The sequence below is a fragment of the Agrobacterium sp. CG674 genome (assembly GCF_053521645.1).
The window spans coordinates 152,922-177,880 of the sequence record NZ_JBNWDZ010000004.1 but is presented as its reverse complement, the minus strand read 5'-3'; the positions used below and the strand labels follow the sequence as shown (position 1 = coordinate 177,880).

General features: G+C 55.9%; 21 protein-coding genes. 10 read left to right on the top strand and 11 right to left on the bottom strand.

The features are described from left to right. Positions 1–8: 8 nt before the first annotated feature. The 3 genes from ACQZ51_RS13180 to ACQZ51_RS13170 all read left to right on the top strand — a co-directional run bounded on the left by ACQZ51_RS13180 (position 9) and on the right by ACQZ51_RS13170 (position 1,644). Positions 9–779 carry a GNAT family N-acetyltransferase gene (locus ACQZ51_RS13180; protein WP_448777824.1) on the top strand — a complete coding sequence of 257 codons (771 nt, stop codon included), beginning with the start codon at positions 9–11 and terminating at the stop codon, positions 777–779. After that, positions 779–1,192: an 8-oxo-dGTP diphosphatase MutT gene (gene mutT / locus ACQZ51_RS13175; RefSeq protein ID WP_243257688.1), complete on the top strand. Its 414-nt coding sequence runs from the start codon at positions 779–781 to the stop codon at positions 1,190–1,192. The genes ACQZ51_RS13180 and mutT overlap by 1 nt, the downstream gene beginning before the upstream one ends. Before the next feature lie 131 nt (positions 1,193–1,323). Then, complete coding sequence (locus ACQZ51_RS13170; protein WP_448777823.1) at positions 1,324–1,644, top strand: hypothetical protein; 321 nt, start codon at positions 1,324–1,326, stop codon at positions 1,642–1,644. A gap of 79 nt (positions 1,645–1,723) precedes the next feature. On the opposite strand, the gene ACQZ51_RS13165 is transcribed toward ACQZ51_RS13170, so the two are convergent. The 4 genes from ACQZ51_RS13165 to ACQZ51_RS13150 form a co-directional block, all read right to left on the bottom strand. Further along, positions 1,724–4,861, bottom strand: coding sequence for a multidrug efflux RND transporter permease subunit (locus ACQZ51_RS13165; RefSeq protein ID WP_448777821.1), 3,138 nt, complete (start codon positions 4,859–4,861; stop codon positions 1,724–1,726). A gap of 9 nt (positions 4,862–4,870) precedes the next feature. Continuing rightward, the gene (locus tag ACQZ51_RS13160; protein WP_448777819.1) at positions 4,871–6,013 is read right to left on the bottom strand and encodes an efflux RND transporter periplasmic adaptor subunit; all 1,143 of its coding nucleotides are present in this window, start codon (positions 6,011–6,013) and stop codon (positions 4,871–4,873) included. A gap of 70 nt (positions 6,014–6,083) precedes the next feature. Beyond that, positions 6,084–6,641 carry a TetR/AcrR family transcriptional regulator gene (locus ACQZ51_RS13155; protein ID WP_448777817.1) on the bottom strand — a complete coding sequence of 186 codons (558 nt, stop codon included), beginning with the start codon at positions 6,639–6,641 and terminating at the stop codon, positions 6,084–6,086. A gap of 95 nt (positions 6,642–6,736) precedes the next feature. Beyond that, positions 6,737–7,669, bottom strand: a complete 933-nt coding sequence (locus ACQZ51_RS13150; RefSeq protein ID WP_448777816.1) for a hydrogen peroxide-inducible genes activator — start codon at positions 7,667–7,669, stop codon at positions 6,737–6,739. A gap of 183 nt (positions 7,670–7,852) precedes the next feature. Here ACQZ51_RS13150 and katG point away from each other — a divergent pair, with 183 nt between their 5' ends. Next, positions 7,853–10,054 (top strand): catalase/peroxidase HPI, encoded by a 2,202-nt coding sequence (gene katG / locus ACQZ51_RS13145; RefSeq protein ID WP_448777814.1) that lies wholly within the window; start codon positions 7,853–7,855, stop codon positions 10,052–10,054. Between the two features lie 176 nt (positions 10,055–10,230). Here the strand turns inward: katG and ACQZ51_RS13140 are convergent, their stop codons facing one another. Continuing rightward, positions 10,231–10,407: a hypothetical protein gene (locus ACQZ51_RS13140; RefSeq protein ID WP_448778360.1), complete on the bottom strand. Its 177-nt coding sequence runs from the start codon at positions 10,405–10,407 to the stop codon at positions 10,231–10,233. Here ACQZ51_RS13140 and ACQZ51_RS13135 point away from each other — a divergent pair. The 3 genes from ACQZ51_RS13135 to ACQZ51_RS13125 are packed head-to-tail and all read left to right on the top strand — an operon-like array spanning position 10,397 to position 13,596. Next, positions 10,397–10,903 (top strand): oxidoreductase, encoded by a 507-nt coding sequence (locus ACQZ51_RS13135; RefSeq protein WP_448777813.1) that lies wholly within the window; start codon positions 10,397–10,399, stop codon positions 10,901–10,903. The two genes, ACQZ51_RS13140 and ACQZ51_RS13135, sit on opposite strands and share 11 nt — an antisense overlap. Positions 10,904–10,924: 21 nt before the next feature. Further along, positions 10,925–12,838, top strand: coding sequence for a putative bifunctional diguanylate cyclase/phosphodiesterase (locus ACQZ51_RS13130; protein WP_448777811.1), 1,914 nt, complete (start codon positions 10,925–10,927; stop codon positions 12,836–12,838). A 59-nt stretch (positions 12,839–12,897) separates the two neighbouring features. Beyond that, positions 12,898–13,596 carry an FkbM family methyltransferase gene (locus tag ACQZ51_RS13125; protein WP_448777810.1) on the top strand — a complete coding sequence of 233 codons (699 nt, stop codon included), beginning with the start codon at positions 12,898–12,900 and terminating at the stop codon, positions 13,594–13,596. A 9-nt stretch (positions 13,597–13,605) separates the two neighbouring features. Here the strand turns inward: ACQZ51_RS13125 and ACQZ51_RS13120 are convergent, their stop codons facing one another. From ACQZ51_RS13120 to ACQZ51_RS13100, 5 genes are all read right to left on the bottom strand, one after another. Next, positions 13,606–14,370 carry an ABC transporter ATP-binding protein gene (locus ACQZ51_RS13120; RefSeq protein ID WP_448777808.1) on the bottom strand — a complete coding sequence of 255 codons (765 nt, stop codon included), beginning with the start codon at positions 14,368–14,370 and terminating at the stop codon, positions 13,606–13,608. After that, the gene (locus ACQZ51_RS13115; protein WP_448777806.1) at positions 14,370–15,206 is read right to left on the bottom strand and encodes an ABC transporter ATP-binding protein; all 837 of its coding nucleotides are present in this window, start codon (positions 15,204–15,206) and stop codon (positions 14,370–14,372) included. The genes ACQZ51_RS13120 and ACQZ51_RS13115 overlap by 1 nt, the downstream gene beginning before the upstream one ends. A gap of 3 nt (positions 15,207–15,209) precedes the next feature. Continuing rightward, positions 15,210–16,094 carry an ABC transporter permease gene (locus ACQZ51_RS13110; RefSeq protein ID WP_448777805.1) on the bottom strand — a complete coding sequence of 295 codons (885 nt, stop codon included), beginning with the start codon at positions 16,092–16,094 and terminating at the stop codon, positions 15,210–15,212. Then, positions 16,094–17,116, bottom strand: coding sequence for an ABC transporter permease (locus ACQZ51_RS13105; protein WP_448777803.1), 1,023 nt, complete (start codon positions 17,114–17,116; stop codon positions 16,094–16,096). Before ACQZ51_RS13105 ends, ACQZ51_RS13110 begins: the two co-directional genes overlap by 1 nt. 225 nt (positions 17,117–17,341) lie before the next feature. Further along, complete coding sequence (locus ACQZ51_RS13100; RefSeq protein ID WP_243257331.1) at positions 17,342–18,085, bottom strand: FadR/GntR family transcriptional regulator; 744 nt, start codon at positions 18,083–18,085, stop codon at positions 17,342–17,344. 293 nt (positions 18,086–18,378) lie between these two features. Between ACQZ51_RS13100 and ACQZ51_RS13095 the strand changes: the two genes are divergently transcribed. The 3 genes from ACQZ51_RS13095 to ACQZ51_RS13085 all read left to right on the top strand — a co-directional run bounded on the left by ACQZ51_RS13095 (position 18,379) and on the right by ACQZ51_RS13085 (position 23,762). Further along, the gene (locus ACQZ51_RS13095) at positions 18,379–20,217 is read left to right on the top strand and encodes a type I secretion system permease/ATPase (protein ID WP_448777802.1); all 1,839 of its coding nucleotides are present in this window, start codon (positions 18,379–18,381) and stop codon (positions 20,215–20,217) included. Continuing rightward, positions 20,210–21,520, top strand: coding sequence for an HlyD family type I secretion periplasmic adaptor subunit (locus tag ACQZ51_RS13090; protein WP_448777800.1), 1,311 nt, complete (start codon positions 20,210–20,212; stop codon positions 21,518–21,520). The genes ACQZ51_RS13095 and ACQZ51_RS13090 overlap by 8 nt, the downstream gene beginning before the upstream one ends. Before the next feature lie 316 nt (positions 21,521–21,836). After that, positions 21,837–23,762, top strand: coding sequence for a methyl-accepting chemotaxis protein (locus ACQZ51_RS13085; RefSeq protein ID WP_448777798.1), 1,926 nt, complete (start codon positions 21,837–21,839; stop codon positions 23,760–23,762). Between the two features lie 72 nt (positions 23,763–23,834). Here ACQZ51_RS13085 and ACQZ51_RS13080 read toward each other — a convergent pair whose 3' ends face one another. Then, positions 23,835–24,932: an RHE_PE00001 family protein gene (locus ACQZ51_RS13080; protein WP_448777796.1), complete on the bottom strand. Its 1,098-nt coding sequence runs from the start codon at positions 24,930–24,932 to the stop codon at positions 23,835–23,837. Positions 24,933–24,959: the final 27 nt, after the last annotated feature.

The following is a 24,959-nucleotide window of genomic DNA, read 5'->3' as shown; positions in this document are numbered from 1 at the left end:
CGTCCGGTATGCAAAGTGTCGCCACCAACCTTCCTCTTGTCCGTCGTCTGGAAGCTGTCAGTTTTCGGGCATGGCCTGCATCGTCAGTTGTCTATGATGGCAGCTGGCAGATAAGGCTGACGGGCTCGCATCCGTCCAAACGGATCAACTGCGTGGTGCCGCTCGATCCTTCCGACTACGGCAATTGCGACCTTCGCCTTGAGAAAGCGCGCAAGCGCTTTGAGGATTTCGGACGCCAGCTCATAATCAGGGAAACGGTGCTGATGCCACCGCAGCTGCGCCAGCACCTGACGGATAATGGCTGGAGCGTGTTTGAAAATGTTGAAGTGATGACCGCCGACATTGCCAATGCGGAATTGCCGGAAACCGTCTCCCACATTCCAAGCCACGATATTGGTCGCTTTGTGGAAGCAAGTCTCAAGGTCAGCGGTGTAGACCCGTCATTGCGCTCACCGATCGCCGAGATTGTCAGTTCCATCAAGCCGACGCTCGGGCTGTTTACGATGGAAGAGATTGAAGGTGAGCCTCAGGCCACGTTGATCTGTGTGCAGGATAATGATCTGGCAGGCATTCTGTCGCTGGATGTGGCGGCACCGTTGCGGCGGCAGGGAACCGGCACACAAATCCTGACCTCCGCACTTCGTTGGGCCCGCATCAGTGGCGCATCGACCGCGTGGCTTCAGGTCGTTTCCACCAATCGCCCCGCCATCGCACTGTATGAAAAATTCGGTTTTCAGACGGCCTATACCTATCGCTACTGGCGCAAAGAGGTGGAGTGATGGAGGGTTCAGGCCGGAAGATACTGCTCGTTGCCGCTTGCGCGCTGATCGATCAGGATGGACGTATTCTTCTGGCGCAAAGACCAGAGGGTAAATCGCTTGCTGGCCTTTGGGAGTTTCCGGGCGGCAAGGTTGAGAACGGCGAGACGCCGGAAGAAACCCTGGTTCGCGAACTGGAGGAAGAGCTCGCTATCAAGACGAAGATAGCGTGTCTGGCGCCGCTGACATTTGCCAGCCACTCATATGAGACATTTCACCTCCTGATGCCGCTTTATGTTTGCCGCCGCTTTGAGGGCATTCCACGTGGGGCCGAGGGCCAGGCCATAAAATGGGTGAAGCCTCAGGCGCTGCGGGATTATCCAATGCCACCGGCCGATGAGCCGCTCATTCCCTATCTTCAGGACCTGCTGTAAACAATATAGTGAATAAAGGCTTTCAGGCGCCTGTGATGCCTCAAAACGGGCCGCTATTAACCTTTCGTTTATCACCCTCTGGCACATTAAAAGGCTGAAGAATTGGTAAATGGCGCGTAGCGAGGCCTGATATGAACGAGGATTTTTGGAAAACAGTGGAGGGCCGTCGGTCCTATTCTGAAAAATCGCGCAAGATCGGCGTATTGAACGTCGCTCTTTTGTTCGGCATGGTGGCAATCGCTCTCTCGCTCATCGTTACGCCGATGCTGGCTGGCAAGATGCCACCCGCGCGTTTCGCTCAGATCCCTGACAATCTCGACATGATCTCCACGGGTTCGATCAACCGTGTCGAACAGCCGAAGAAATCCTACAGCATCCGCCGCAGCGTCACACAGCCTATGCCCGGCTCGGTGTGCATTGTCGACGGTTATGCAAATGGTCGGGACTGCTGACAGGAGCCTTATGAGCCTTCACGCAATGAATATGAAAACGCCGCAGATTTTGGTCTGCGGCGTCTTTGTTTTTACGGTTCTACCGTTCTACCGTCTTTGCGTCTTCCGGGGTGACTTTCTCCTCCGGTCTTTTCGTTCGCATCAGCTTCAGAACGAAGACGAAGAATGCAGGGACGAAGAAGACGGCAAGGATTGTGGCTGAAATCATACCCCCGAGAACGCCGGTGCCGATGGCATTCTGGCTTGCCGCACTTGGGCCGGTCGCGATGGCAAGCGGCACGACACCGAGTGTGAATGCAAGCGAGGTCATGATGATCGGCCGGAAGCGGATACGCGCCGCCTGTACGGCTGAATCGAGCAGCGTCTTGCCTTCCGCATAATAGTCCTTGGCAAATTCCACGATCAGGATCGCGTTCTTCGCAGAGAGGCCAATGATGGCAATCAAGCCGACCTTGAAGTAGATATCATTGGGCATATCCCGAAGAAGAACAGCCAGCACGGAACCAATGATGCCAAGAGGAACGACCAGCATCACGGCAAGCGGGATGGACCAGCTCTCATAGAGCCCTGCGAGCAGCAGAAACACGAAGAGAATGCTGAGGCTGAAGAGGAATGGTGCCTGAGACCCGGACTTGATTTCTTCCAGAGCCTGGCCTGTCCATTCATAGCCGATGCCAGCGGGCAGTTCGGATGCGATACGCTCCATTTCCGTGATGGCGACGCCGGTGGAGTTGCCAGGAGCAGGTTCGCCCGAGATACGGATGGTCGGATAGCCATTGTAGCCGACAATCTGTGGAGAGCCCTTCTGCCACTGCGCGATTGCAAAGGAACTGAGAGGCACCATGCCGCCGCTGGCATTGCGGACGTTTAGCTTCAGCAGATCTTCGACCTGCAGGCGGTCGCGGTCCTGCGCCTGTACAACAACGCGCTGCATGCGTCCGGCGTTCGGAAAGTCGTTGATATAGGATGATCCGAGATTGGCCGTGATGGTGTTGTTGATATCGGCAAAGGTGATGCCGAAGGTGTTGGCCTTTTCCCGGTCTATGACCAGCATGATCTGTGCAGCATCGGGCAGGCCTTCGATGCGCATGCCAGCGAGGATTGGGCTTTTGCTGGCCTTCTGTATCAACTCCCCTGCGGCGGCCGAAAGGGCTGCCTGGCCGATGCCGTTGCGATCCTGCAGGCGGAAGGAGAAGCCACCTGAGGTGCCGAAGCCTTCGATAGGCGGCGGCGACAAAGCAAATGTCTGCGCATCTTTCAGGCCGAACAACTGCATGTTGGCGCGATCGGCAATGTCTTGAGCCGAACTGCCGGCACCGCGTTCGCTCCAGTCCTTCAGGGTGATGAAAGCAAGTGCGGCATTGGCGCCGTTGCCGGAGAAGCTGAACCCCTGAATGGCGACGATGTCCTTCACCGCCGGATCGGCCTGGAAGATCTTCTCGATTTGCTGGATGGATGCGTTGGTGCGGTTTGCGCTCGCCTCAGGTGGACCCTGAATGTCAACGATCAGGAAGCCCTGGTCTTCCGCAGGTACGAAGCCGCTCGGGAGATTGATGAAGAGGTAACCCAGCCCGGCAACCAGTGCCAGATAGATGACCATCATACGGCCCGCACGGCGCGCGCCACCGGTTGCCACCCTCGTATAACCATTTGTCAGGCCATCGAACTTGCGGTTGAACCAGCCGCCAAGACCACCTTTTTCATGGTGTCCCTTCTTGATGGGCTTCAGGAACGTTGCGCAAAGTGCCGGTGTGAGAGACAGCGCCAAAAAGGCCGAAAACAGAATGGAAACAACCATCGTCAGGCTGAACTGACGGTAGATGATGCCGGTGGAGCCGGGGAAGAAGGCCATAGGAATGAACACACAGGCAAGCACCAGCGTGATGCCAAGAATGGCGCCGGTGATCTGGCTCATGGCTTTCTGGGTGGCTTCCTTCGGTGGAAGTCCTTCCTCCGCCATGATGCGCTCAACGTTCTCGACCACCACGATGGCGTCATCGACCAGAATGCCGATCGCCAGCACCATGGCAAACATCGTCAGAACATTGATGGAGAAGCCGGTGACATACATCACCGCACAGGTTCCGAGCAGTGCGACCGGCACGATCAACGTCGGAATGACGGTGTATCGGAAATTCTGCAGGAAGACGAACATCACAACGAAGACGAGGATGATCGCTTCGATGAGTGTGTGCAGAACCTTCTCAATCGATGCCGAAACGAAGGGGCTTGTGTCGTAAGGAACGGAATAGGCAACGCCTTCAGGGAAGAAGCGTGACAACTCCTCCAGCTTGGCCGTCACGGCCTTGGACGTTGCGACAGCATTGCCCGTTGAAGAAAGCTGAATACCAACAGCAGCGCTCGCCTGCCCATTCAGGCGGCTGGACAGGTTGTAGGTTTCCGCTCCCAGCTCAATCCGGGCGACGTCTTTCAACCGAACCGTACTGCCATCCGGGTTGGCGCGCAGAACGATATTGCCAAACTGCTCGGTGTCGGTCAGTTGACCCTTGACGAGTACGGTCGCTGTCAGGTCCTGGCTGATCGGGTTCGGGGCTGCTCCGATCTGGCCAGCCGCAACCTGCGCATTTTGTGCGGTGATGGCGGCGTTGATATCTGCCGTGGTAAGATTGAGGCCAACGAGCTTGTCGGCGTCGATCCAGACGCGCATGGCGCGTTGGGCAGAAAACAGTTGTGCACGACCCACGCCGTCAATGCGGCGCAATTCACCCAGCACGTTGCGGTTGAGGTAGTCTCCCAGCCCCACTTCGTCCATTGTGCCATCTGTCGAAGTGAGCGTGATGAACATCAGGAAGCCTGAGGCCGCTTCTTCCACCGTCACACCCTGTGCAGCGACAGCGGATGGCAGACGGGCCTCAACACGCCTGATCGCATTTTGCACGTCGACCGACGCCTGATTGATGTTGGTGCCCGCTTCGAAGGTCGCATTGATCGAGACCTGGCCTGACGTATCCGAGGTGGACTCGAAATACATCAATCCTTCCACGCCATTCAACTCATCCTCGATGAGCCGGGTGACGCCTTGGTAGATGTCCTGAGGCGAGGCACCCGGATAGCTGGTCGAGATTGTCAGCTGTGGTGGCGCAACCTTTGGATATTGCGCAATGGGGAGAAAGGGCAGGGCTATGACGCCCGCGATGGAGATGAACAGCGCAAAGACCCAGGCAAGGATCGGCCGTCTGATGAAGAGCTGTGCCATGAGTGGACCTTATTGCTTTGGTGCTTGCGCGGGTGCGTCAGCCGCTTTTTCAGCCTGCCAGGGTTCTGGCTTGATCTTGCCGCCGGGTTGAACCTTCTGTGCGCCGTCCACGACCACTCTGTCGCCAGCATTCAGACCTTTTTCAACAACCCATTCCGTTTCCAGCGCCTGTCCGAGCTCGACGGGCCTTGCCTCTGCAGTATCATCGGCCTTGACCACATAGACGAGAGGCTTGCCATCGGCTGCGCGAACGATGGAACGTTGCGGAACGACGACCGCATTTTCCCGAACCGCCTGTTCGATTCTCACCCGAACATACATTCCGGGGAGGAGGTCACGGCGGGCATTGGGAAATTCAGCGCGCTGCGTCACCTGGCCCGTGGTAGAATCCACGCTGGCGCTGGAAAACAGCAGTCGGCCAGCATCGGCATAGACAGAGCCATCATCGAATACCAGCCGTACGCTGGCCTGATCAGGCGCCGGGCTTGCCAGCTTGCCTTCGTCTACTGCACGCCTCAGCGCCATCATGTCCTGTGCGGACTGGGTGAAATCGGCGTAGCTTGGATCGATCTGCTGGATCAAGGCGAGGTTTTGGGTCCCGTCGGCCGTGACCAGTGCACCTTCAGTGACCAGCGCAGCTCCGATGATGCCGGAGATGGGTGCGCGAACCTCGGTATATTCGAGGTTGATGCGGGCTTCATCGAGAGCCGCCTGCTGGAGTGCAACATCTGCATCGGCCTGAGCCAGATTGACCGCTGCCGTATCAAAATCGATGCCGGTTGAAACGTTGCGTTCGCGCAAGCTCTTTTGACGCTCGAGTTGCTGACGCGCATTGGATTGGGTCGCCACGGCGCGTTGCAAAGAAGCTTCGGCACTGGCTACCCGGACTTTGAAGAGCCGAGGGTCAATCCGGTAGAGGACGTCATCCTTTTGAACCAGCGTTCCTTGTTCAAACACGCGTTCTAGCAAGATGCCGGAAACCCTTGGACGCACCTCTGCAACCCGTGTCGCAGCAATGCGGCCGGGAAGCTCGTTGATGACGGGAACGGATTTGGCGGTCAGTTCGAGCACGCCCACTGCGGGCGGAGGCATCTGCATTCCCTGAGCAGACAGACCTGTCGGCGCCATTGCCAGGAAAGCAGCAGTCATCATGGGTAGGAGTCGCGGCAGAGTTATTCTGCTTTGCATGGTCGGGTCCTCATCGCATCACCCAAGGTGATCGTCATGTTTCGTCGGGAAATGTTGTGTATATCGCGCGGATTCCATCAAGTATCGCCAGTCTTTCCTCTGGCTCCCATTGATGAAAATTGAAATATTCTGTGCAGTAGAAGCCTGAAAGCGCCAGATAGGCGATCAGGGCCGCTTTCGGTTTCTTGCTGGTTTCCATGGCGGCGAGATCTTTTCTGGTCCACTCGCTCATCCTGTCATGAATATTCTTCTCGCTTGACATGGCTGCGCTGATGGCAATGCAGACAGCCTTGTCGATATCCTCAGGCACTTTCTCGGCCACCGAGATGCGAGCGAACAGTTCCGGGTGCGGCAGGTGGCTGCTTTCATCCACGGCAGCGCGCACGTGCTCTTCCTCAGAGGCCAGGCGTCGTTCGATCAGGGCTTCAAGCAGGGCTGATTTGGCTTTGTGATCGTAAACCACCCGCGATTTGCTGACGCCGGCTTCCTGCGCGACGGCATCGATCGACAGGCCGCTTGCACCTTCGCGCAGGACAACTCTCTCGGCGGCGTCCAGAATATCATTTTCGCTAATCTTGCGGGTTCTTGCCATATCAATACGTCCTAAATTGAGTTTTCAATACGAACGTTCGTGTTTTTAATCAAGTGAGAGACAATCACAAAAAATTGTATATGTAAATCAAGTTGTTAATTGGGGATTGCGGAATGCTCGACGTTCCAGTTCGCTCTTACCTTTTCAGCCGAACCGCGGACAACACCCGATATTTCGTGGATTTGTTTGCTGAGCGGCGTCGAGTTTCGCCAGATCATGCCGATTGTGCGTGTAGGAGCGGGGGCTTCAAAGCGGGAAATGGAAACGTGAGCGGAGCGTGTTTCCATTGAGACCGCCATTTCTGGGATGAGCGTGATGCCAATGCCAGCGCTCACCATCTGAACGAGTGTCGAAAGAGAGCTGCCTTCCATGACCTCTCTCGGCTGTGATGAGCCAACATTGCAAAAGGACAGCGCCTGATCGCGGAAGCAGTGTCCCTCTTCTAAAAGCAGCAGCCGCATTTGAGGCAGTGCCGTCCGTTCCGGGACCGGCTTGCCTTCATCTTCGTGCCGCCGCACCAGTACGAACTCTTCATCGAACAGCTTCAGCTCTGTCAGGGAAGGCTCTGAAACGGGCAGGGCGACAATGGCAAGGTCGAGGTCCCCTTGCTTCAATTCATCCAGCAATTTTGCCGTCTGCGTTTCACGGATCTGGATCTCGATGCCTTGAAAGGTCCTGTTTAGATCGTTGATGATGGTCGGCAGCAGGTAGGGCGCGACGGTGGGAATAACCCCGATGCGAAGGCGGGACAGAAACGAGTTTTTTGAGGCGCGCGCGAGTTCGGCTAGTTCGTCCACTGCACGAAGAATTTCGCGCACCCGCACGGCGAATGTTTCGCCAAACGCAGTGAGCTTTATCTCTTTCGCGGACCTCTCAAACAGATCGTGGCCGACATCCTCCTCCATTTCCTTGATTTGCATGGAAAGTGCAGGTTGAGAGATGGCGCAGGCGTCAGCTGCGATACGAAAACGCTTAAGTCGCGCCAAAGCCTCGAAATAACGCAGTTGCTTTAGGGTCAAATTTTTCATAAGCTGAGCTTATAGCATCAATCAGAAAATCCAACTTTTATTTATGGAGCCAGGTCGTTAAAAGGTCTTGAGGCGAGGTTACGTTCTTCAGGTCGCGCCATGCGACCAGGTCAACTGAAATCCTGCAATTTTGACAGCAAGAGCCTTTTTTAACGCCCACGCAAAAATGACATGGAGATAATTATGGACCAGACACCCGAGACAGCCGGTAAATGTCCCGTCGCCCACGGCCAAACGCCGACGCAGGCGCCAAAGGCCGTTCGTGGAAACCGGGATTGGTGGCCTAACCAGCTCAATATTCAGATATTGCACAATGGTTCGGCACTTGCAGACCCGTTGGGCAAGGAATTCGACTACGCTGAAGAATTCAAGAAGCTGGACCTTGATGCGCTGAAAAGCGATCTCCATTCTCTGATGACAGATTCTCAGGATTGGTGGCCAGCCGACTTTGGTCACTACGGCGGTCTCTTCATCCGCATGGCCTGGCACAGCGCAGGCACGTACCGCATTACCGATGGTCGCGGCGGCGCAGGAGCCGGTCAGCAACGTTTCGCGCCACTCAACAGCTGGCCTGATAATGCCAACCTCGACAAGGCACGTCGCCTGTTGTGGCCCATCAAGCAGAAATACGGCAACAGCATTTCCTGGGCAGATCTGATGATCCTGACCGGCAATGTCGCGCTGGAATCCATGGGCTTCAAGACATTCGGCTTTGCCGGCGGTCGTGCTGACGTGTGGGAGCCGGAGGAGCTTTTCTGGGGCCCTGAAGGCACATGGCTTGGCGATGAGCGCTACAGCGGCGAACGCGAACTGGCGGAGCCTCTCGGCGCCGTGCAGATGGGCCTCATTTACGTCAACCCGGAAGGTCCAAACGGCAACCCTGATCCATTGGCATCTGCGCGTGATATTCGCTCGACATTTGCCCGCATGGCCATGGATGACGAAGAGACCGTTGCGCTGATCGCGGGTGGTCATACATTCGGTAAAACCCACGGTGCAGGCGATCCATCCCTGATCGGCGCAGAGCCGGAAGGTGGTGAGCTGGAGGCTCAAGGGCTCGGCTGGAAGAGCACTCACGGAACAGGCTTCGGCAAAGACACCATTACCGGTGGTCCTGAGGTGACATGGACACAGACGCCGACGCAGTGGAGCAATTTCTTCTTTGAGAACCTCTTCGCATTCGAATGGGAACTCACGACAAGCCCGGCCGGTGCAAAGCAGTGGGTTGCGAAGAATGCAGAGCCATCCATCCCCGACGCCTTCGACCCCTCCACGAAGCACCTGCCAACCATGTTGACGTCTGATCTGGCGCTGCGTGTTGACCCAGCCTACGAGAAGATTTCGCGTCGTTTCCTCGAGAACCCGGACCATTTTGCGGATGCCTTCGCGCGCGCATGGTTCAAGCTGACCCACCGCGATATGGGCCCGAAGGTGCGCTATCTCGGACCTGAAGTGCCTGCCGAAGACCTGCTCTGGCAGGACGTCGTTCCCGCGGTCGACCATCCGCTGGTTGATGATGCGGATATTGCTAATCTGAAGGCGAAGGTTCTGGCAACAGGTCTTTCTGTTCAGGAACTGGTTTCTACCGCTTGGGCGTCCGCTTCCTCATTCCGTGGATCCGACAAGCGTGGCGGCGCAAATGGCGCGCGCATTCGTCTTGAGCCACAGAAAAACTGGGAAGCCAACCAGCCGCAGCAGCTCGCAAAGGTTCTGAGCGTTCTCGAGGGCGTTCAACGCGACTTCAATTCTGCTCAAACCGGTGGAAAGAAGATTTCACTGGCTGACCTGATCGTGCTGGCAGGTGCTGCTGGCGTCGAGAAGGCGGCGCAGGCTGGCGGAAACGACATCACCGTTCCGTTTACGCCTGGCCGTACCGACGCATCGCAGGAGCAGACCGATGCTGCATCCTTCGCAGCGCTTGAGCCACGCGCCGATGGTTTCCGCAACTACGTCAATAACAACCGCCATCAGTTCATGAAGGCAGAGGAAGCGCTGGTTGATCGTGCACAGCTTCTCACATTGAGCGGTCCGCAGATGACCGTTCTCGTGGGTGGATTGCGTGTTCTCAACGTCGGTCAGCCAGAGCATGGCGTGTTCACATCCAGGCCTGAAACGCTGACCAACGATTTCTTCGTCAACCTGCTGGACATGGACCTGGAATGGTCGCCATTGGCTGGCAAGGAAGGCGTTTACGAAGCGCGCAGCCGCAAGACAGGCGAAGTGAAATGGACGGGAACCCGCGTCGATCTCATCTTCGGCTCGCACTCGCAGCTGAGAGCCTTTGCAGAGGTTTATGCCTCAGCAGATGCCAAACAGAAGTTCGTGAAGGACTTTGTTTCCGCTTGGAACAGGATCATGGAAGCGGATCGTTTCGACCTAATCTAAATGCTGGGATTTTCACCACTGTACTGTGGCTGAACAGTTCCATGCCTAAGATTTAACTCTAGATAGCACCGGGCGCGGCATATGCCACGCCCGGTGTTTCTGTATTTTACTTTCCTAAACCATTTCGAACGGATTTTACGATTTTGCTAACGACATGCTGAAACATTCGGTAACCGTTATTGTGGTTCGACCCCGCCAGATAATGAGTCGTTGCGAAATTTGGCGTAGGGGGCAAAGCCGGTATTTCTATTGGCAATTTTGATGCGCCTATCTTTCAAAAGACTGATATAAGATGTTGGTAGGATCTGAGGTCGCTCAAACAATCCATCGAAGGACAAGACGATGCGTTTCATGCGGTTGGTTCTTAGTGTTATTTTGACGATCTCTTGGTTATCTTCGGCGCGGTCGGAAACTTTTCAACAGCCTGTTGGCAAGCCGATTCTCACGATTTCGGGCAATATCTCCAAAACAAATGCAGATGGTGTCGCTCGATTTGACAGGGATATGCTGGAAGGTCTGGGTCTGGTGACTGTGGAAACGCGTTCGCCATGGTATGATGGGATCACCCGGTTTGAAGGCGTTTCGCTGAGCAAATTGATGAAATTTGTCGGCGCCAAGGGCACAACAGTCACGGCTGTGGCGCTTAATGACTACGTCAGCACCATACCGATGGCAGATTTTGACAAGTTCAATGTCATACTGGCCATGAAGCGCGATGGGAATTATATGGAGGTTCGTGAAAAAGGACCCTTGTTCGTAATATACCCCTACGATACTGTTCCTGAACTTCAAACTCAAACATATTATACCCGCTCCGCCTGGCAGGTTGCAAAGCTTATCATTAATTAAAGGTGCAGATTGCGAAAGGTCTTGGCGGTTATCATATGCTGCTTCGTTCTGGCTACAGGCTACATTGCCTACGTCATTGCGCAGCGACAGACCGCACTTCAGAAGTTTGCCAGGTATAATGATTCCTGGGCGGTCAGTCAGACCGTGTCCGAGTATCTGCGTCTTCAGAACAATCTTTATGGATTTCTGGCCAACCCTCAACGCGTGACCCGCGATGATTTGCGGCTGCGCATGGATTTGATGCTGGGCAGGCTTGAGCTTCTCAAACAGGGAAATCTGGGGGCCTTCATCGGCGAAAGGCCGGAGTCGCATGAGCTCGTCAAGCGGCTGACCACGGTTCTTTCCGATCTCGACAGCCGGGTTGACACCCTGCAGCCATCAGATGTCGAGCCCATTCTAGAGACGATGAGCGCGCTCGACGGTCCACTGACAACGCTCGCCTCGTCGTCTGTTGCCTATGACGTGGAAGTGGTGGACAACGCGCATTCCGAAGTGCGTGAACTCCACACAATATTCACCGCGCTTGCTGCCGGTCTTATCCTGTGTGGTGTGGCTCTCATCCTGTTGTTGAACCGCCACAACAATCTGTTGGACCGGGCCCACAAGGAAACACGCGGTTTGACCGATGAGCTCCGCTCCGCAACCCTGGAGCTGAAGGCCAATAATGCCCGTCTGGAGCATGATGCTTATCACGACGCTCTGACAGAGTTGCCCAATCGCTCACTGTTCCGCAAGGAGTTGAACGAGCGGCTGACATCGGTCGACGGTGGAACGTCTATCATTCTGCTGCTCGATCTCGACGGTTTCAAGGATATCAACGATACGCTCGGCCACGATGTCGGCGATGCACTTTTGCAGGCGGTTGCAACGCGGCTGTCTTCCATGCGTGAAGATGCAGATATCGTGTGCCGCTTGGGCGGCGATGAGTTTGCTTTCATCACCAGTGCGCGGGATGAAGAGGACGCGCTCTCTTTTGCGGAAAAAGTCATTTTGCAGATCAGCAAACCCTATAATCTCGGTGAGTTGGAGATCAAGATCGGCACCTGCGTGGGTATTGCCGTTTCCAGCGATGTGACGACCGCCGATGAATTGTTCAAGCGTGCCGATCTGGCGCTTTACGAGTCCAAACGCCTTGGGCCTGGCCGTATCAGTGTGTTCCAGCCCCATATGCAGCAGCAATTGGCTGAGAAAAGATCGTTCGAGGCCGATCTCCAGACCGCGCTCCAGAACAATGAGATGGAAGTCTACTACCAGCCGCAAATGTTTACCAAAACCCGGGAGATATGCGGGTTTGAAGCGCTGTTGCGCTGGACACATCCCGTGCGTGGCAAGGTTCCACCGTCAGAATTCATTCCCGTGGCAGAACGAACCGGATTGATCCATTCGCTTGGCAAATGGGCCATGGATGTCGCGTGTCAGGAGGCCAAGACATGGAAAGGCAATCTGAAAATTGCCATCAACCTCTCACCCATCCAGTTTCATAGCACAAGCCTCGTTCAAAACGTGGTCGATGCGCTCGATAAGAGCGGTCTTGATCCGAGCCGGCTGGAACTTGAGATCACGGAGTCGGTTCTACTCAACAAGAGCGATGACACGATCGAAACGCTCGAGAAGCTGAAGAATGTGGGTATCAAGATAGCGATGGACGATTTCGGAACCGGTTACTCCTCGCTTGGCAACTTGCGCGGCGTACCGTTCGACAAGATTAAGATCGATCAGGCATTCCTTCGTGATGTCGCAACAGATACGGATGCGCTGGCGATTGTTGAATTCGTGGTTGGCATGGCCAAGAGTTTGCGTATGACGACGATTGCCGAAGGGATTGAAACGGAAGAACAGTTCGAATGCATGACGCGGCTTGGATGCGACCAGATGCAGGGCTATCTCATTGGTCGTCCGGCGCCCGCTGAAAAACTCAGCGCATTTCGACGTTGATGGATCATTCGGGGTTTCTTTTTGTTAGTACGGGCTGTGGCCCGCTGAGGATTGTGTGAATGGAACGGCTGAACGTGCATGGGATCAAACTTGATCTCGCCAAAGGTGAAGTTTCCCCTGTTATCTGGACCGCGTTGGAGGATGGCAGTTACGAGGCCAAGGAAGCGCGCAGCATCCTCAAGGCCATCAAGCCGGGGGACCGCGTTTTGGAACTGGGCTCTGGCATCGGCGTCATCACATCCATCATTGCGGGGATAAAAGATGTGTCGGTCTGGGCTTTCGAGGCGAACCCTGGAACCGCCGCATTGGCAGAACGCATCATCAAAGCCAATTGCCCTGCTGATAACGTGGTGTTTTCCCAAGGGTTGCTGACGGCACATGCGCCACATGTGCATGCGTTTTACGTGCGCAAAGATCTGTGGATGTCATCCATGGATGAGAACCAGGGGCCCTATGAGCATCGCATCGAGATCCCGTCCGAGAATATCGATGCTTTCATTGATCGCCACCATATCAACGCTCTGGTGATGGACATTGAAGGTGCCGAGCATGATCTGCTGCAGAATGCCCGGCTGGATGGCGTGGAGCGTATCTTCGTGGAACTGCACGATCACCTCTACCATCTGGCGGGTATTCGCGACATTACTCAGGCACTGGCCCTGAAAGGCTATTCCTATGACCCTCGCGGCTCACGCGGGCCATGCGTACTTTTCTCGAAAGACGACAGCCCGAGAGAATATGATCCAGACGTGGACTGAGGTTTCACCTCAGGTCCTCACGCCTTCATACTCAAGTGATGCGCCGATCAGTTCGTGGGCGTAAGGGTGCGTCGCACCGTTCTGTGCGATAGCGGAACGGGGCAGGATTTCCGTCACCTCACCGCGCAGCATCACCGCAAATCGGTCACACATATGGTCAACAACGGCCAGATCATGCGTGACCATGATGTAGGTAAAGCCGCGCTCTTGTCGCAGGCGCTGGAGCAGATTGAGAATTTCAGCCTGCACCGAGACATCCAGTGCCGATGTCGGCTCATCCAGCAACAGCAGTGATGGTTCCAGAATGAGCGCTCGCGCGATGGCTACGCGTTGACGCTGTCCACCCGAAAGTTGGTGCGGGAAGCGATCCAGAAACGAGATCGGAAGGCCAACATCGGTAATAACCTGACGCATCCTATCTTCCTTGTTGCCAAGCTTGTGGATGGTCAAAGGCTCGTTCAGCACGGTCCTGACAGATTGGCGTGGATGGAGCGATCCATAGGGGTCCTGAAACACCATCTGCAATGTTCGGCAACGGTCAATCAGAGCCATGTCGCGCACGGATCTCCCATCGATCAACACGTCGCCCTTCCAGAAGTCAGTCAGCATCGAGACGCATCGCAGGACGGTGGATTTCCCCGAGCCTGACTCGCCGACGAGGCCGAAACATCCGCCCGACTCGACGGAAAACGACACGGATGGCAGCACTTTGACAGCCGACGGGCCTTCGCCAAAGCTGATGGAAAGGTCACGAATTTCTACGGAAACTGACATCAGGCGTGGTCCTCCAGCCATTCGGGGCGCCGATCCAGCACAGCAAGAGGTGCGCGGCTGCCCCCGATACGCGGCTGCGCTGCGATAAGGCCGCGTGTATAGGGATGCTGAGCGGCCTCAAGATTGCCCGCTGCGAGCGTCTCGACAACCCGTCCCGCATACATGATGAGGACGCGGTCACAGAAATTACGCACCAGATTAAGGTCGTGGCTGATCATGATCAGGCCGATACCGCGGTCTCGAACAAGTCCATCGAGAATGTTGAGAACTTGCAATCGCACCGTAACATCAAGCGCCGACGTCGGCTCATCTGCTATTACCAGATCGGGATCTGCCAGAAGCATCATCGCAATCATCACGCGCTGCCCCATGCCGCCGGAAATTTCGTGCGGATATTGCGCATAGACCCGTTCAGGATCACGAATCTTCACCGCTTCCAGCATGGTCAGTGCCCGCATCTTGGCGTCGGATTTGGAGCATTTAAAATGCCGCAGATAGGTTTCAGCCACCTGATCGCCAACACGACGAATGGGGTTCAGCGAGAATTTCGGGTCTTGCAGGATCATCGACATGCGTTTGCCGCGAACCTTCAACATCTCCTTTTCAGACAGGCTGAGAAGATCAAGTTCGTTGAAGCGCAATGTGTCAGCAGTGATCGTCGCGCCGGGGAGGAGGCGTAACAGGGCGCGCCCTACCGTCGATTTGCCAGAGCCGCTTTCGCCAACGATACCAAGGCGTTCTCGGCCAAGGGTGAAGGATACGCCGCGAACCGCTTCCGCCTCAGACCCGCCATAGCGAATGCGGAGATTTTTGACGTCGAGAATGGTCTGTTCCATGAACTATCTCCGGTTCATCTGCTTGGGATCGAGCGCGTCCCGCAAGCCATCGCCCAGAAGATTGAACGCCAGGCTGACGGTGAGGATGGAGATCCCCGGAAAGGTCACCAGCCACCAATTGTCCAGCATGTAGCGCCGCCCTGTGGCAATCATTGCACCCCATTCCGGCAGTGGTGGTTGGGCCCCGAGACCCAGAAAGCCAAGGCCAGCCGCGGTGAGGATAACGGTTGCCATGTTTAGCGTGAGGCGAATGAGGACGGATGGCAGGCACATGGGCATGATCGACTTCACGATGATACGCAGAGGTGAAGCACCCTGAAGTCTGGCGGCTGCGATATAGTCAGCATTGCGAAATGTCATGGCTTCGGCGCGTGCGAGGCGCGCAATGGGCGGCCACGAGGTGAGCGCAATGGCAATGATCGCATTGTTGAGGCTTGGGCCGAGCGCTGCAACAAATGCAAGCGACAGGATCAGGCTCGGAAAGGACAGGAAAATATCGGTGATCCGCATCATGACGGTATCGAACTTGCCTCCAAGATAACCTGAGGCCGTGCCGATGATCAGACCGATGGGCCCAACGACGATGGAAACGAGGAAGATAATGGTGAGCGTGATGCGCGCCCCGAAAACAAGGCGGCTGAAGATATCGCGGCCCAGTTCATCGGTTCCGAATAGGTGTCCGTCCCCCGGGGCCTTCAGCACGTTTGTCAGGTCCTGAACAAAGGGATCATGTGTGGCAAGGAGTGGCGCGAAAATTGCCGCCAGAATGAGAATGGCAAGTACGATCAGCCCGAAAGTGGAGGTGGGACTGCGCAGAAGGAAAAGCACGATATTCTTCATCGCATTCACGGAGGCTGGCAGTCTGATTTTCTCGGCATGCGCGGTCATCAGCGTGTCCTTGGATCGAAGAAGCGGTAAAGAATATCAGACAGAAGATTGAGCCCGATAAAGATGACGCCGACGATGAGAACGCAGGTCATCACGGCATTCATGTCGCCAGTGATCAGATTGCTGGTCAGATACTGACCAAAGCCCGGCCATGCGAATACGGTTTCGATGAGCACAGCGCCCTCCAGCAATGAGCCGTAAGCAAGCGCCACGATTGTGACGAGCTGGACGCGGATATTGGCGAAGGCGTGTCGCCAGATTGTCTGCCGACTGGAAAGCCCCTTGACACGGGCGGTCGTCACATATTCCTGCCCCAGCTGGTCGAGCATGAAGCTGCGCGTCATTCGAGTGATGTAAGCGGATGACGAATATCCCAACAGAGAAGCGGGCAGGATGAGGTGGTTGACGGCTGACCAGAAGACATCCATGTCGCCAGCCAATAGGCTATCGATCAGCAGGAAACCAGTGCGCTCATCGACGAGCCCGATGTAAAACTGGTCCATGCGTCCGCTGCCGCCGACAAGATCGAGTTTGGCATAGAATACGATCAAGGCAATCATGCCTGTCCAGAAGATGGGCATGGAGTGGCCGAAAAGACTGACCACACGCACGAGATGGTCAGGCCAGCGGTCTTTGTTCACAGCCGCAAAAACACCCATCGGAACGCCAAGGCCAGCGCCAATCGTGATGGCAAATGTTGCAAGCTCTATGGTGGCGGGCATGACATGCAGAATATCCTGAATGACAGGCTGACCCGTTCTGATGGACGTGCCGAAATTGCCGGTGAAGACATCACCGAGATAATATAAGAATTGCTGCCAGACGGGCTTGTCCAGGCCCAGCGAACGGAAAACCTGTTCATAGGTTTCGCGGGTCGCATCCTCGCCGACAATGGCGCGTACGGGATCGGCTGGCATCATTCGCCCGATAAAGAAGGTGAGCAAAAGCAGGCCAAGCAGCGTAATGGCAATGGTGCCGATTTGCCCGGCAACGCCGGTAAGGCGCGGGCTTCGAATGATCATCTGTCCTCCCTCTGCCAGTTCGCTTGAGGTGCGGACCTCATGTCTGACAAGTTTCACAAAACCTGTCACATGTCATCTTATCTGTCAAGCAAGGGCTTTAGACGATGAATCATATCTCTGGAGGGTGATGGAGACGGAGCGTGCGCGGCATGAAGACGCGAATTTGTCGCGCCAGGCGTCTTGCACGGGCGTTGGTTGAGCTAGAACTGTTTCCGGCAAAGCTCGTTATGCTTTGTCTTCAGCATGGGCGGTTTTAGAGCGCAACAGCGCCTTGTACCGCTCGAGGCTTCCGCGCAAATGGATGCGCATCTGCTCACGCGCGCCGTCCGCATCGCCTTCAATGATCGCATCTACGATACGGGCATGTTCCTCCTGCAAATGGAGGTTATAATCCTTAGGACGCGATCCCGGTTCTGCGCCTTGCAATTCACCGCGGGGGATGATGCCTGATCTGATTAGGCGCAGAAATTCGGGAAAACGCTGATTTTGCGTGGCTTCTGCGATCTTGAAGTGAAGGTCAAAATCCGCGTCACGGGTTGATTTACCCTCAGCAAGGCAGGCGGCAATCGTGTTGTGAGCGTCGAGAATGGCTTCGATCTGGGTTGCTGACCGGCGCGAGGCGGCGAGCCCGGCAGATTCGACCTCAAACACTGTCCGCAATTCCAGAAGTTCTATGACAGAGGAAATCCGCTCGGTCGTCAGGTCCTTGAAGGGCTCGTCCTTCGATTGTTGCACCTGAAGCGCGAAGACGCCTGCACCCTTGCGAGCCTCCACAAGGCCATCAGCCCGCAGAATGGCGATGGCTTCGCGCACGACTGTTCTGCTCACGGAATATTCACGGGTCAGCGCGCTTTCGCTGGGCAGCCTGTCGCCAGGGCGAAAAACGCCGCCAACCAGATCGCGCCGCAGCGCGGTGCTGATCTTGGCCGCGAGTGATGTTCCGCGCTCAATCGTGGTTGCAGCGTCCATATTTGCCTCACCTGCCTAAAACCTGTCTGGCATGTTAGCGACTCATCGCCGCAATGCAAGTTCTCTTGTCTACCTCAATTTCTACTCGCACGGTATGAGGGTTTACAGCGAGTGGAGCGCGCGCATACTCTAATATACGGCGATGACCCTAGCGCCTCGGCGCCGTTGGGTTGGGCGCTCTCTCAAGGAGGCCTGCCCGTTTGGGGCTTGAGGCTGTCCTATCAGTGGATGATACCGGAGCAGTCTGGATTGCGGTATCGTCGAACCCATCGCTTGAACCCGTGGACACGAATGTGGTTGAAACTTCTCGGGAGCATAGGCCACCGGAAGATGCGCGTGCGGATGCTGCGCTTCTGAAGTGGGTTTTAGGCGCGACAGCCCTCATCAGCGGTATTATCAACGTTCTCTCGCTGACCTCGCCTTTGTTCATGCTGCAGGTCTATGACCGGGTTCTGGCCAGCGGCAGCGTACCCACGCTGGTGGGGCTTGCCGTGCTCGCCGCCGCCATGTTCACCGTTCAGTGTGCGCTCGAAATCATTCGCGCACGTGTTCTGCTGCGGGTTGGCGAACTCTTGGATAACAGAATGTCTGGTCGGGTGCATGATGCAGTCGTGCGCTTGCCATTGTTGTCGCGGCTGCCGGGAGATGGATTGCAGCCCTTGCGGGATATGGACAATATCAGGGGATTTCTGTCGGGGCAGGGGCCAACCGCATTTTTCGATCTGCCCTGGATGCCGCTATATCTGGCCATCTGCTTTCTGTTTCATTTCTGGATTGGAATGACGGCCCTGATCGGCGCGCTCGTTCTTGTTGCCGTCACGCTCATGACAAATGGTCTTTCGCGAAAGTCGGTGCGCGAGACAGTGGGCCACAACATGCGCCGCAATGCGATGCTGGATGGATCAAGGCGTAATGCGGAGGTGGTGCAAGCCATGGGTATGGGCTCGCGCGTTGCAGAGCGCTGGCGCGTTGCGAATAGCAACTACCTTGCCGCCAACCGTATAGCGGGTGATATTTCCAACGGGTTCGGCAGCGTGTCTCGAACGCTGCGCGTCATGTTGCAATCGGCAATCCTGGGCGTCGGCGCCTATCTTGTCATTCGTCAGGAAGCCACCGGCGGTGTGATGATCGCCAGTTCCATCATGATGGGGCGGGCGCTGGCACCGGTCGATTTGATTATCGCCAACTGGAAGCCGTTTCTCATGGCGAGGCAAAGCTGGAGCCGTTTGCGAGAATTGCTTGCGCGTGTGCCGCCTGCTTCGCAGCACACAGTCCTGCCAACACCTTCAAGAGAGCTGAGAGCAGAGAATGTCACGATTGTGCCGCCCGGCCAAAAGATGCCGACCGTCGCGGGTTTGAATTTTGTGGTGGAGGCCGGAGGTGCCCTAGGCATCATCGGCGCTTCCGGATCTGGTAAGTCGACGCTCGTCCGTGCCCTGGTCAATGCCTGGGCACCCAGTTTTGGCAAGGTTCGTATTGATGGTGCAAGCCTTGATCAGTGGGATCCAGAGTTGCTTGGCCGCCATATCGGCTATCTGCCTCAGGGCGTGGAGCTATTCGATGGCACCATTGGCGAAAACATAGCACGCTTTGAAGATGATCCCAATTCCAATGCTGTCGTGGAGGCCGCCACGGCTGCTGGTGCGCACGCCCTCATTCTCCGTTTTGAAAAGGGCTACGAAACCCCGATTGGCGAGGGTGGTTCATCCCTATCCGCAGGCCAAAGGCAACGCATTGGTCTTGCGCGCGCGCTTTATCGACAACCTTTTCTGGTGGTTTTGGATGAGCCCAATGCCAATCTGGATGCGGAGGGAGAAGCCGCTGTCGTCAATACTATTGCCGCAGTGCGTGCACGCGGCGGCATCGCAGTCGTCGTCGCGCACAGGCCAAGCGCCATCGGCGCGGTTGACCATGTGCTGGTCATGGACGGTGGTCGCCAGCAAATGTTCGGCCTGCGCGACGATGTTCTTTCGAAAGTGCTGAAAGACAGCGCCGCGGCGCGAGTTGCGCCCAAGGGTTTCCCGGTCGTGGCTTACGGCGCCAAACCACTGCGTGCCTCTGTGCAGCAGCCAACCCCTGAACGAGACGCCGGGTCGAAGCCTGTCGATGTGAAGGAGCGCGATGATGCGTGACGCTGAATCCTTCAATGTCTCCCGTTCCATCTGGCGCCATATCATCGGCGGTGGTGTCGCGGGTGTTGTGCTGGTCGGGGGGGCTGGGGCCTGGGCTGCCGCCACGTCGCTCTCTGCAGCCGTAGTTGCTCAAGGCCATTTCGTTGTCGGCTCCCATGTAAAAACCGTGCAGCATCCAACCGGCGGAGTTGTTGGCGAAATCCTCGTTCAAGATGGCGACCATGTGAAAGCTGGTATGCTTCTCATGCGGCTCGATGCAACGCAGACCCGCGCCAATCTCGCGATTGTCACAAAACGTCTGGATGAGATGACGGCACGAATGGCCCGGCTTCAGGCGGAGCAGGATGACCGGGCGCAGCTTGTCTTTCCTGCGGATCTTCTAGCGCGAAAGGACAATCCGGATGTCGCTGCTGTCATCAACAACGAAACACAGCTTTTCGAAGCGCGCAGACAGTCGCGAAGTGTCAAGCGGGCACAGCTTCTGGAGCGCATCACGCAATTCGAGCATGAGATCGACGGGCTGAAGGCGCAGGAATTGGCTTATGAAGAGGGACTGCGGGTCCTCACCACCGAAATCACAGCCCTGAGTTCACTCAAGCAAAAGGGGATCGTTTCTGACCAACGGCTCAACAGCCTGAAAACGCAGGCCGCAACATTTGGTGGAGAACGGGGCGAGAAAGTGGCCTTTCAGGCACAGGCGGCCGGACGCATTCTGGAAACAAGACTTCAGATCCTTCAGATAGATCAGGACCTGAAATCCGAAGTTGGGCGGGAACGCAGCGAGATACAGGCGCAGATGGGCGAGTATGTCGAACGCCGCATCTCGGCTGAAGACAGCCTCAAGCGGATTGATATCATCGCTCCGCAGTCGGGCATCGTCCACCAACTTGCAGTTCACACGGTGGGCGGTGTCATAAGCCCTGCACAGGCGATCATGTCGATCGTGCCCGATGATGATCTGCTTTCGCTCGAGGTGCAGATCGCTCCCAAAGATATCGACCAGGTCCGGCTTGGGCAGCAAGCCATGCTGCGCATGTCTGCTTTCAGCCAGAGAACCACTCCGCAACTTCAGGCACATGTAACGCGCATTGCTGCCGATCTCGATGCAGACGAGCGAACCGGAGCGCGTTACTATTTAGTGCACCTTTCGGTTGATGAAGCCGAATCGCAAAAGTTCAAGAATTTGAGGATCGTTCCTGGCATGCCCGCTGAGGCAATGGTGAAAACGCAGGACCGAACCGCGCTTTCCTATCTGGTGAAGCCATTCGAAGATCAAATCGTGAAGGCGTTCAGAGAGGAGTAATGCCCATGGATTTACAGGGGTTATGTCCACATTTTGTCTAAAATTGCTAGAAATTAGCGGTAAAAAATCATACTTTAAAGTATATCCAAATAAATCAAATTTAGTGACATCTAAAATGCCACTATGTATTCATTGGGTTATTTAGCATTTCCAATTTTTGTTAACTTCGTTGAAATAATAATAGTAATATAAACTGTCATCGCTGTCGCTTCATGACGAAGTAAGTTCTGTTCCGGAAGCACGATGTAAATCGCCTGCTATTGAATAGCCGGGCAGATGTGCTGGCCGGTTTGCTCAAAGCTCATTCCGGGGTGTCATGTCTTTTCTCAAAAAAGCAAAAATCAGAACCAAGATACTTTCATTTGTTACAGCGGTTTCACTCACAGGTTTAATCGGTGTTGGTGCTGTCGCTCTGAATTATAAGGGTGCCGATACGGATTATGCTAATTTCATCGCGAAGGATGTTGTTGCTTCGACAGATCTCATTCGCGCAAATACTGCGATTGTTTCTATAGGTTATGCTGCCACGTTAGGACTTGTGTTGCTTGAGCAGTCTGCCGACACGACGAAACTGGAGCAGACCTATAAGTCTGACATTGCACTGGTTCTCAAGCGTATGGAAGATGTGAAGCAGCGGTTGCCGGCGGTGAAAAGCGAAGCGGAGTCGCTCATTTCTCGTGTGGGTCCGATTGGCGAAGCTGGCGACAAGGTCTGGAAGGCGGCGAAAGCGGGTGATTTCCAAACCGCGCGCAAGCATCTGACGGAAGTCGGGCCATTGATCGCCCAATGGCGTGTGGATCTTCGGACCCTGACCGATAGCAATCTGAAGACCGTTGGGGAGAAAACGGCCGCACTGGCAGCGCAGACCAATTCTACCATCCTGACGTCAATTTCGACATTGGGCGTCTTGTTTATCGTTGCGATTTTCGGTGCTCTCTTTGTGTCGGCACGCGGTATCACAAGGCCAATCGAGCAGTTGCGTGAGCGCATGGTTTCCCTGGCCGCAGGTGAGACTAAGGAGGAAGTGGCCGGGCTTGATCGTGGCGACGAAATTGGCCACATGGCACGCGCTGTCGCTGTCTTCCGCACAAACGCCATGGAGCGTCAGCGCCTTGAAGATGAAACCGAGGCCAACCGTAGCCGTTCTGAAAAAGAACGGATTGCTCACGAGCAGCAAAAGGCAAAGGAAGCCGCAGACACCAGCTTTGCAGTAGAGAACCTGGCAGCGGCTCTCGCGCGCCTGTCGGACGGTGATGTTGCCTATCGCATCAATCAGCCCTTTGCCGAGCATCTGGACGTTGTGCGCTCCAACTTCAACGCATCTGCTGTCAAACTCCAGTCAGCTTTGAGCCGTGTGGCAGACAACGCCCGTGCTATTGATGCCGGTGCCAATGAGATCCGCGCAGCCGCTGACGATTTGGCGAAACGCACCGAGCAACAGGCTGCATCTGTTGAAGAAACCGCGGCTGCACTCGAACAGATTACGACCACCGTCCACGACTCGACAAAGCGAGCGCAGGAAGCCGGCCATCTGGTTGCTAACGCTCGCAGCGGCGCAGAGCAATCTGGTGTGGTCGTGCGCAAGGCTGTTGTGGCCATGGAGCAGATCGAGAAATCTTCCTCGGAAATCTCCAACATTATCAGCGTGATCGATGAGATCGCTTTCCAGACCAACCTTCTCGCCCTCAACGCCGGTGTTGAAGCTGCGCGTGCTGGCGAAGCAGGTAAAGGCTTTGCGGTTGTTGCGCAGGAAGTTCGCGAACTTGCTCAGCGTTCCGCAAATGCCGCGAAGGACATCAAGGCGCTGATCAACACATCGAACACCCAGGTTCAACAGGGTGTGCAACTGGTTGGTGAAACTGGCCGGGCGTTGGAAAACATCGTCGCTGAAGTGCAGGAAATCAACCGCCATGTGGTGGCGATTGTGGATGCCGCTCAGGAACAGTCATCTGGACTGGCGCAGATCAATGGCGCGGTAAACCAGATGGACCAGGATACGCAGAAAAATGCGGCAATGGTGGAAGAGCAGACAGCTGCAAGCCATGGCCTGGCCCGCGAAGCTGCTTCGCTGAATGATCTGCTTGGCCAGTTCAAACTGCAAGGTGGCAGCACCGAAGCTCCGGTGCGCATGGTGACGCAGACTGAACGTCCGGTTCAGTCCCCAGCCCGCGCTCTGAGCCGCAAGGTTGCTACTGCCTTCAATGGCAATGCCGCTGTCAAGTCCGAGTGGGAAGAGTTCTAAGCAACTCTTACACTTTATCGAGACCTGAAACCCGCCCGTGATTGTCACGGGCGGTTTTCGTTTGGATTGCGGTCACAGCACGCCCCAAGCGCGGAATCGCCCACGGCCGGTCATTTCACGCAGCTCCAGTTGGTTGGCTAGGCCAACGGCGCCCTGCGGTGTCGTTCCAAGAGCCCTGACGATCATTGACGTGGAGACGACGGGACGTGAGAGCACAAGGGCGACCAGCTCCGGCAGACGCGAATTGGAGCGCCGCCCCACAAGCTTTCGTTCGATGCGGTTCTTGGCCTGCAGCAGTCGATCATGTTCCTTCAGCCCCAGTGTCGCCGCTTCATAAATGGCATCCAGAAAGGCGATCAAACGGTCCGGCGCGGTCCTTGCATTTCGACGCTCTCTGGAAACCGCCCGCATTCCAACACTCATCGTGACGAGGTGTGCTTGTGTGAGCCCTTCCTCGCGCAGCAGTGCAGATGCAAGCTGCCGACCAAGCCACGGGCTGCGCTGCAAGACTTCCAGCCTTTGCCACGCATCCAGCGCAATTGCGGCGCGCAGAGTGGCTGGCAAGCCGATGCTACCCTGGAGCACCGTGCGCCATTCATTCAGTCTGTCTGTCTCGTTCCAATCAGGATCGCGGGTGAGTGAAGCAACCATAGCTTGAGGCGGTGGTTTCCTGTCTTTCGTGATGGTGTCGAGTGTCGCAGAGCTTCGGGCAATTAGCCTGTCGATGGCAGACAGTTCGTCGGTGAGGACATTGTCGTCTGGATCGTCATTTTCGATATCCGATATATCCGAGACCTCCCGCATGATCGTCGCCTCGTCGTCAAGCTCTTCGCCGCGCAGCCGAGATAGGCCCTTGGGGCTCAGCGCCCAGATGGGTTCATGACTGAACATTCGCCTGCGCGCGCGCAAAATACGGCTGGCGATGACGATCTCATGGGTTGGCGCACGGATATCCATATGGGCGTCATGGAGAACGAGGTCTTCGATGTGAACAAGCTCTCCGTCGACCCAGAGAGATGACACAGCCTCGTGAAAATCCTGCCTTTCCAGAAAGCCCTCTCGGAACGGCGACTGGGAAACACGTTCATCCAGCCGCGCCACCGCTTCCGTTGCGCGGGCCACGGGTAAAATCAGTTGAGAAAGTGGCAGTCGGTCCACATCGTAGAGCATGAATTTTGATAGGTGACGCGTGAAATG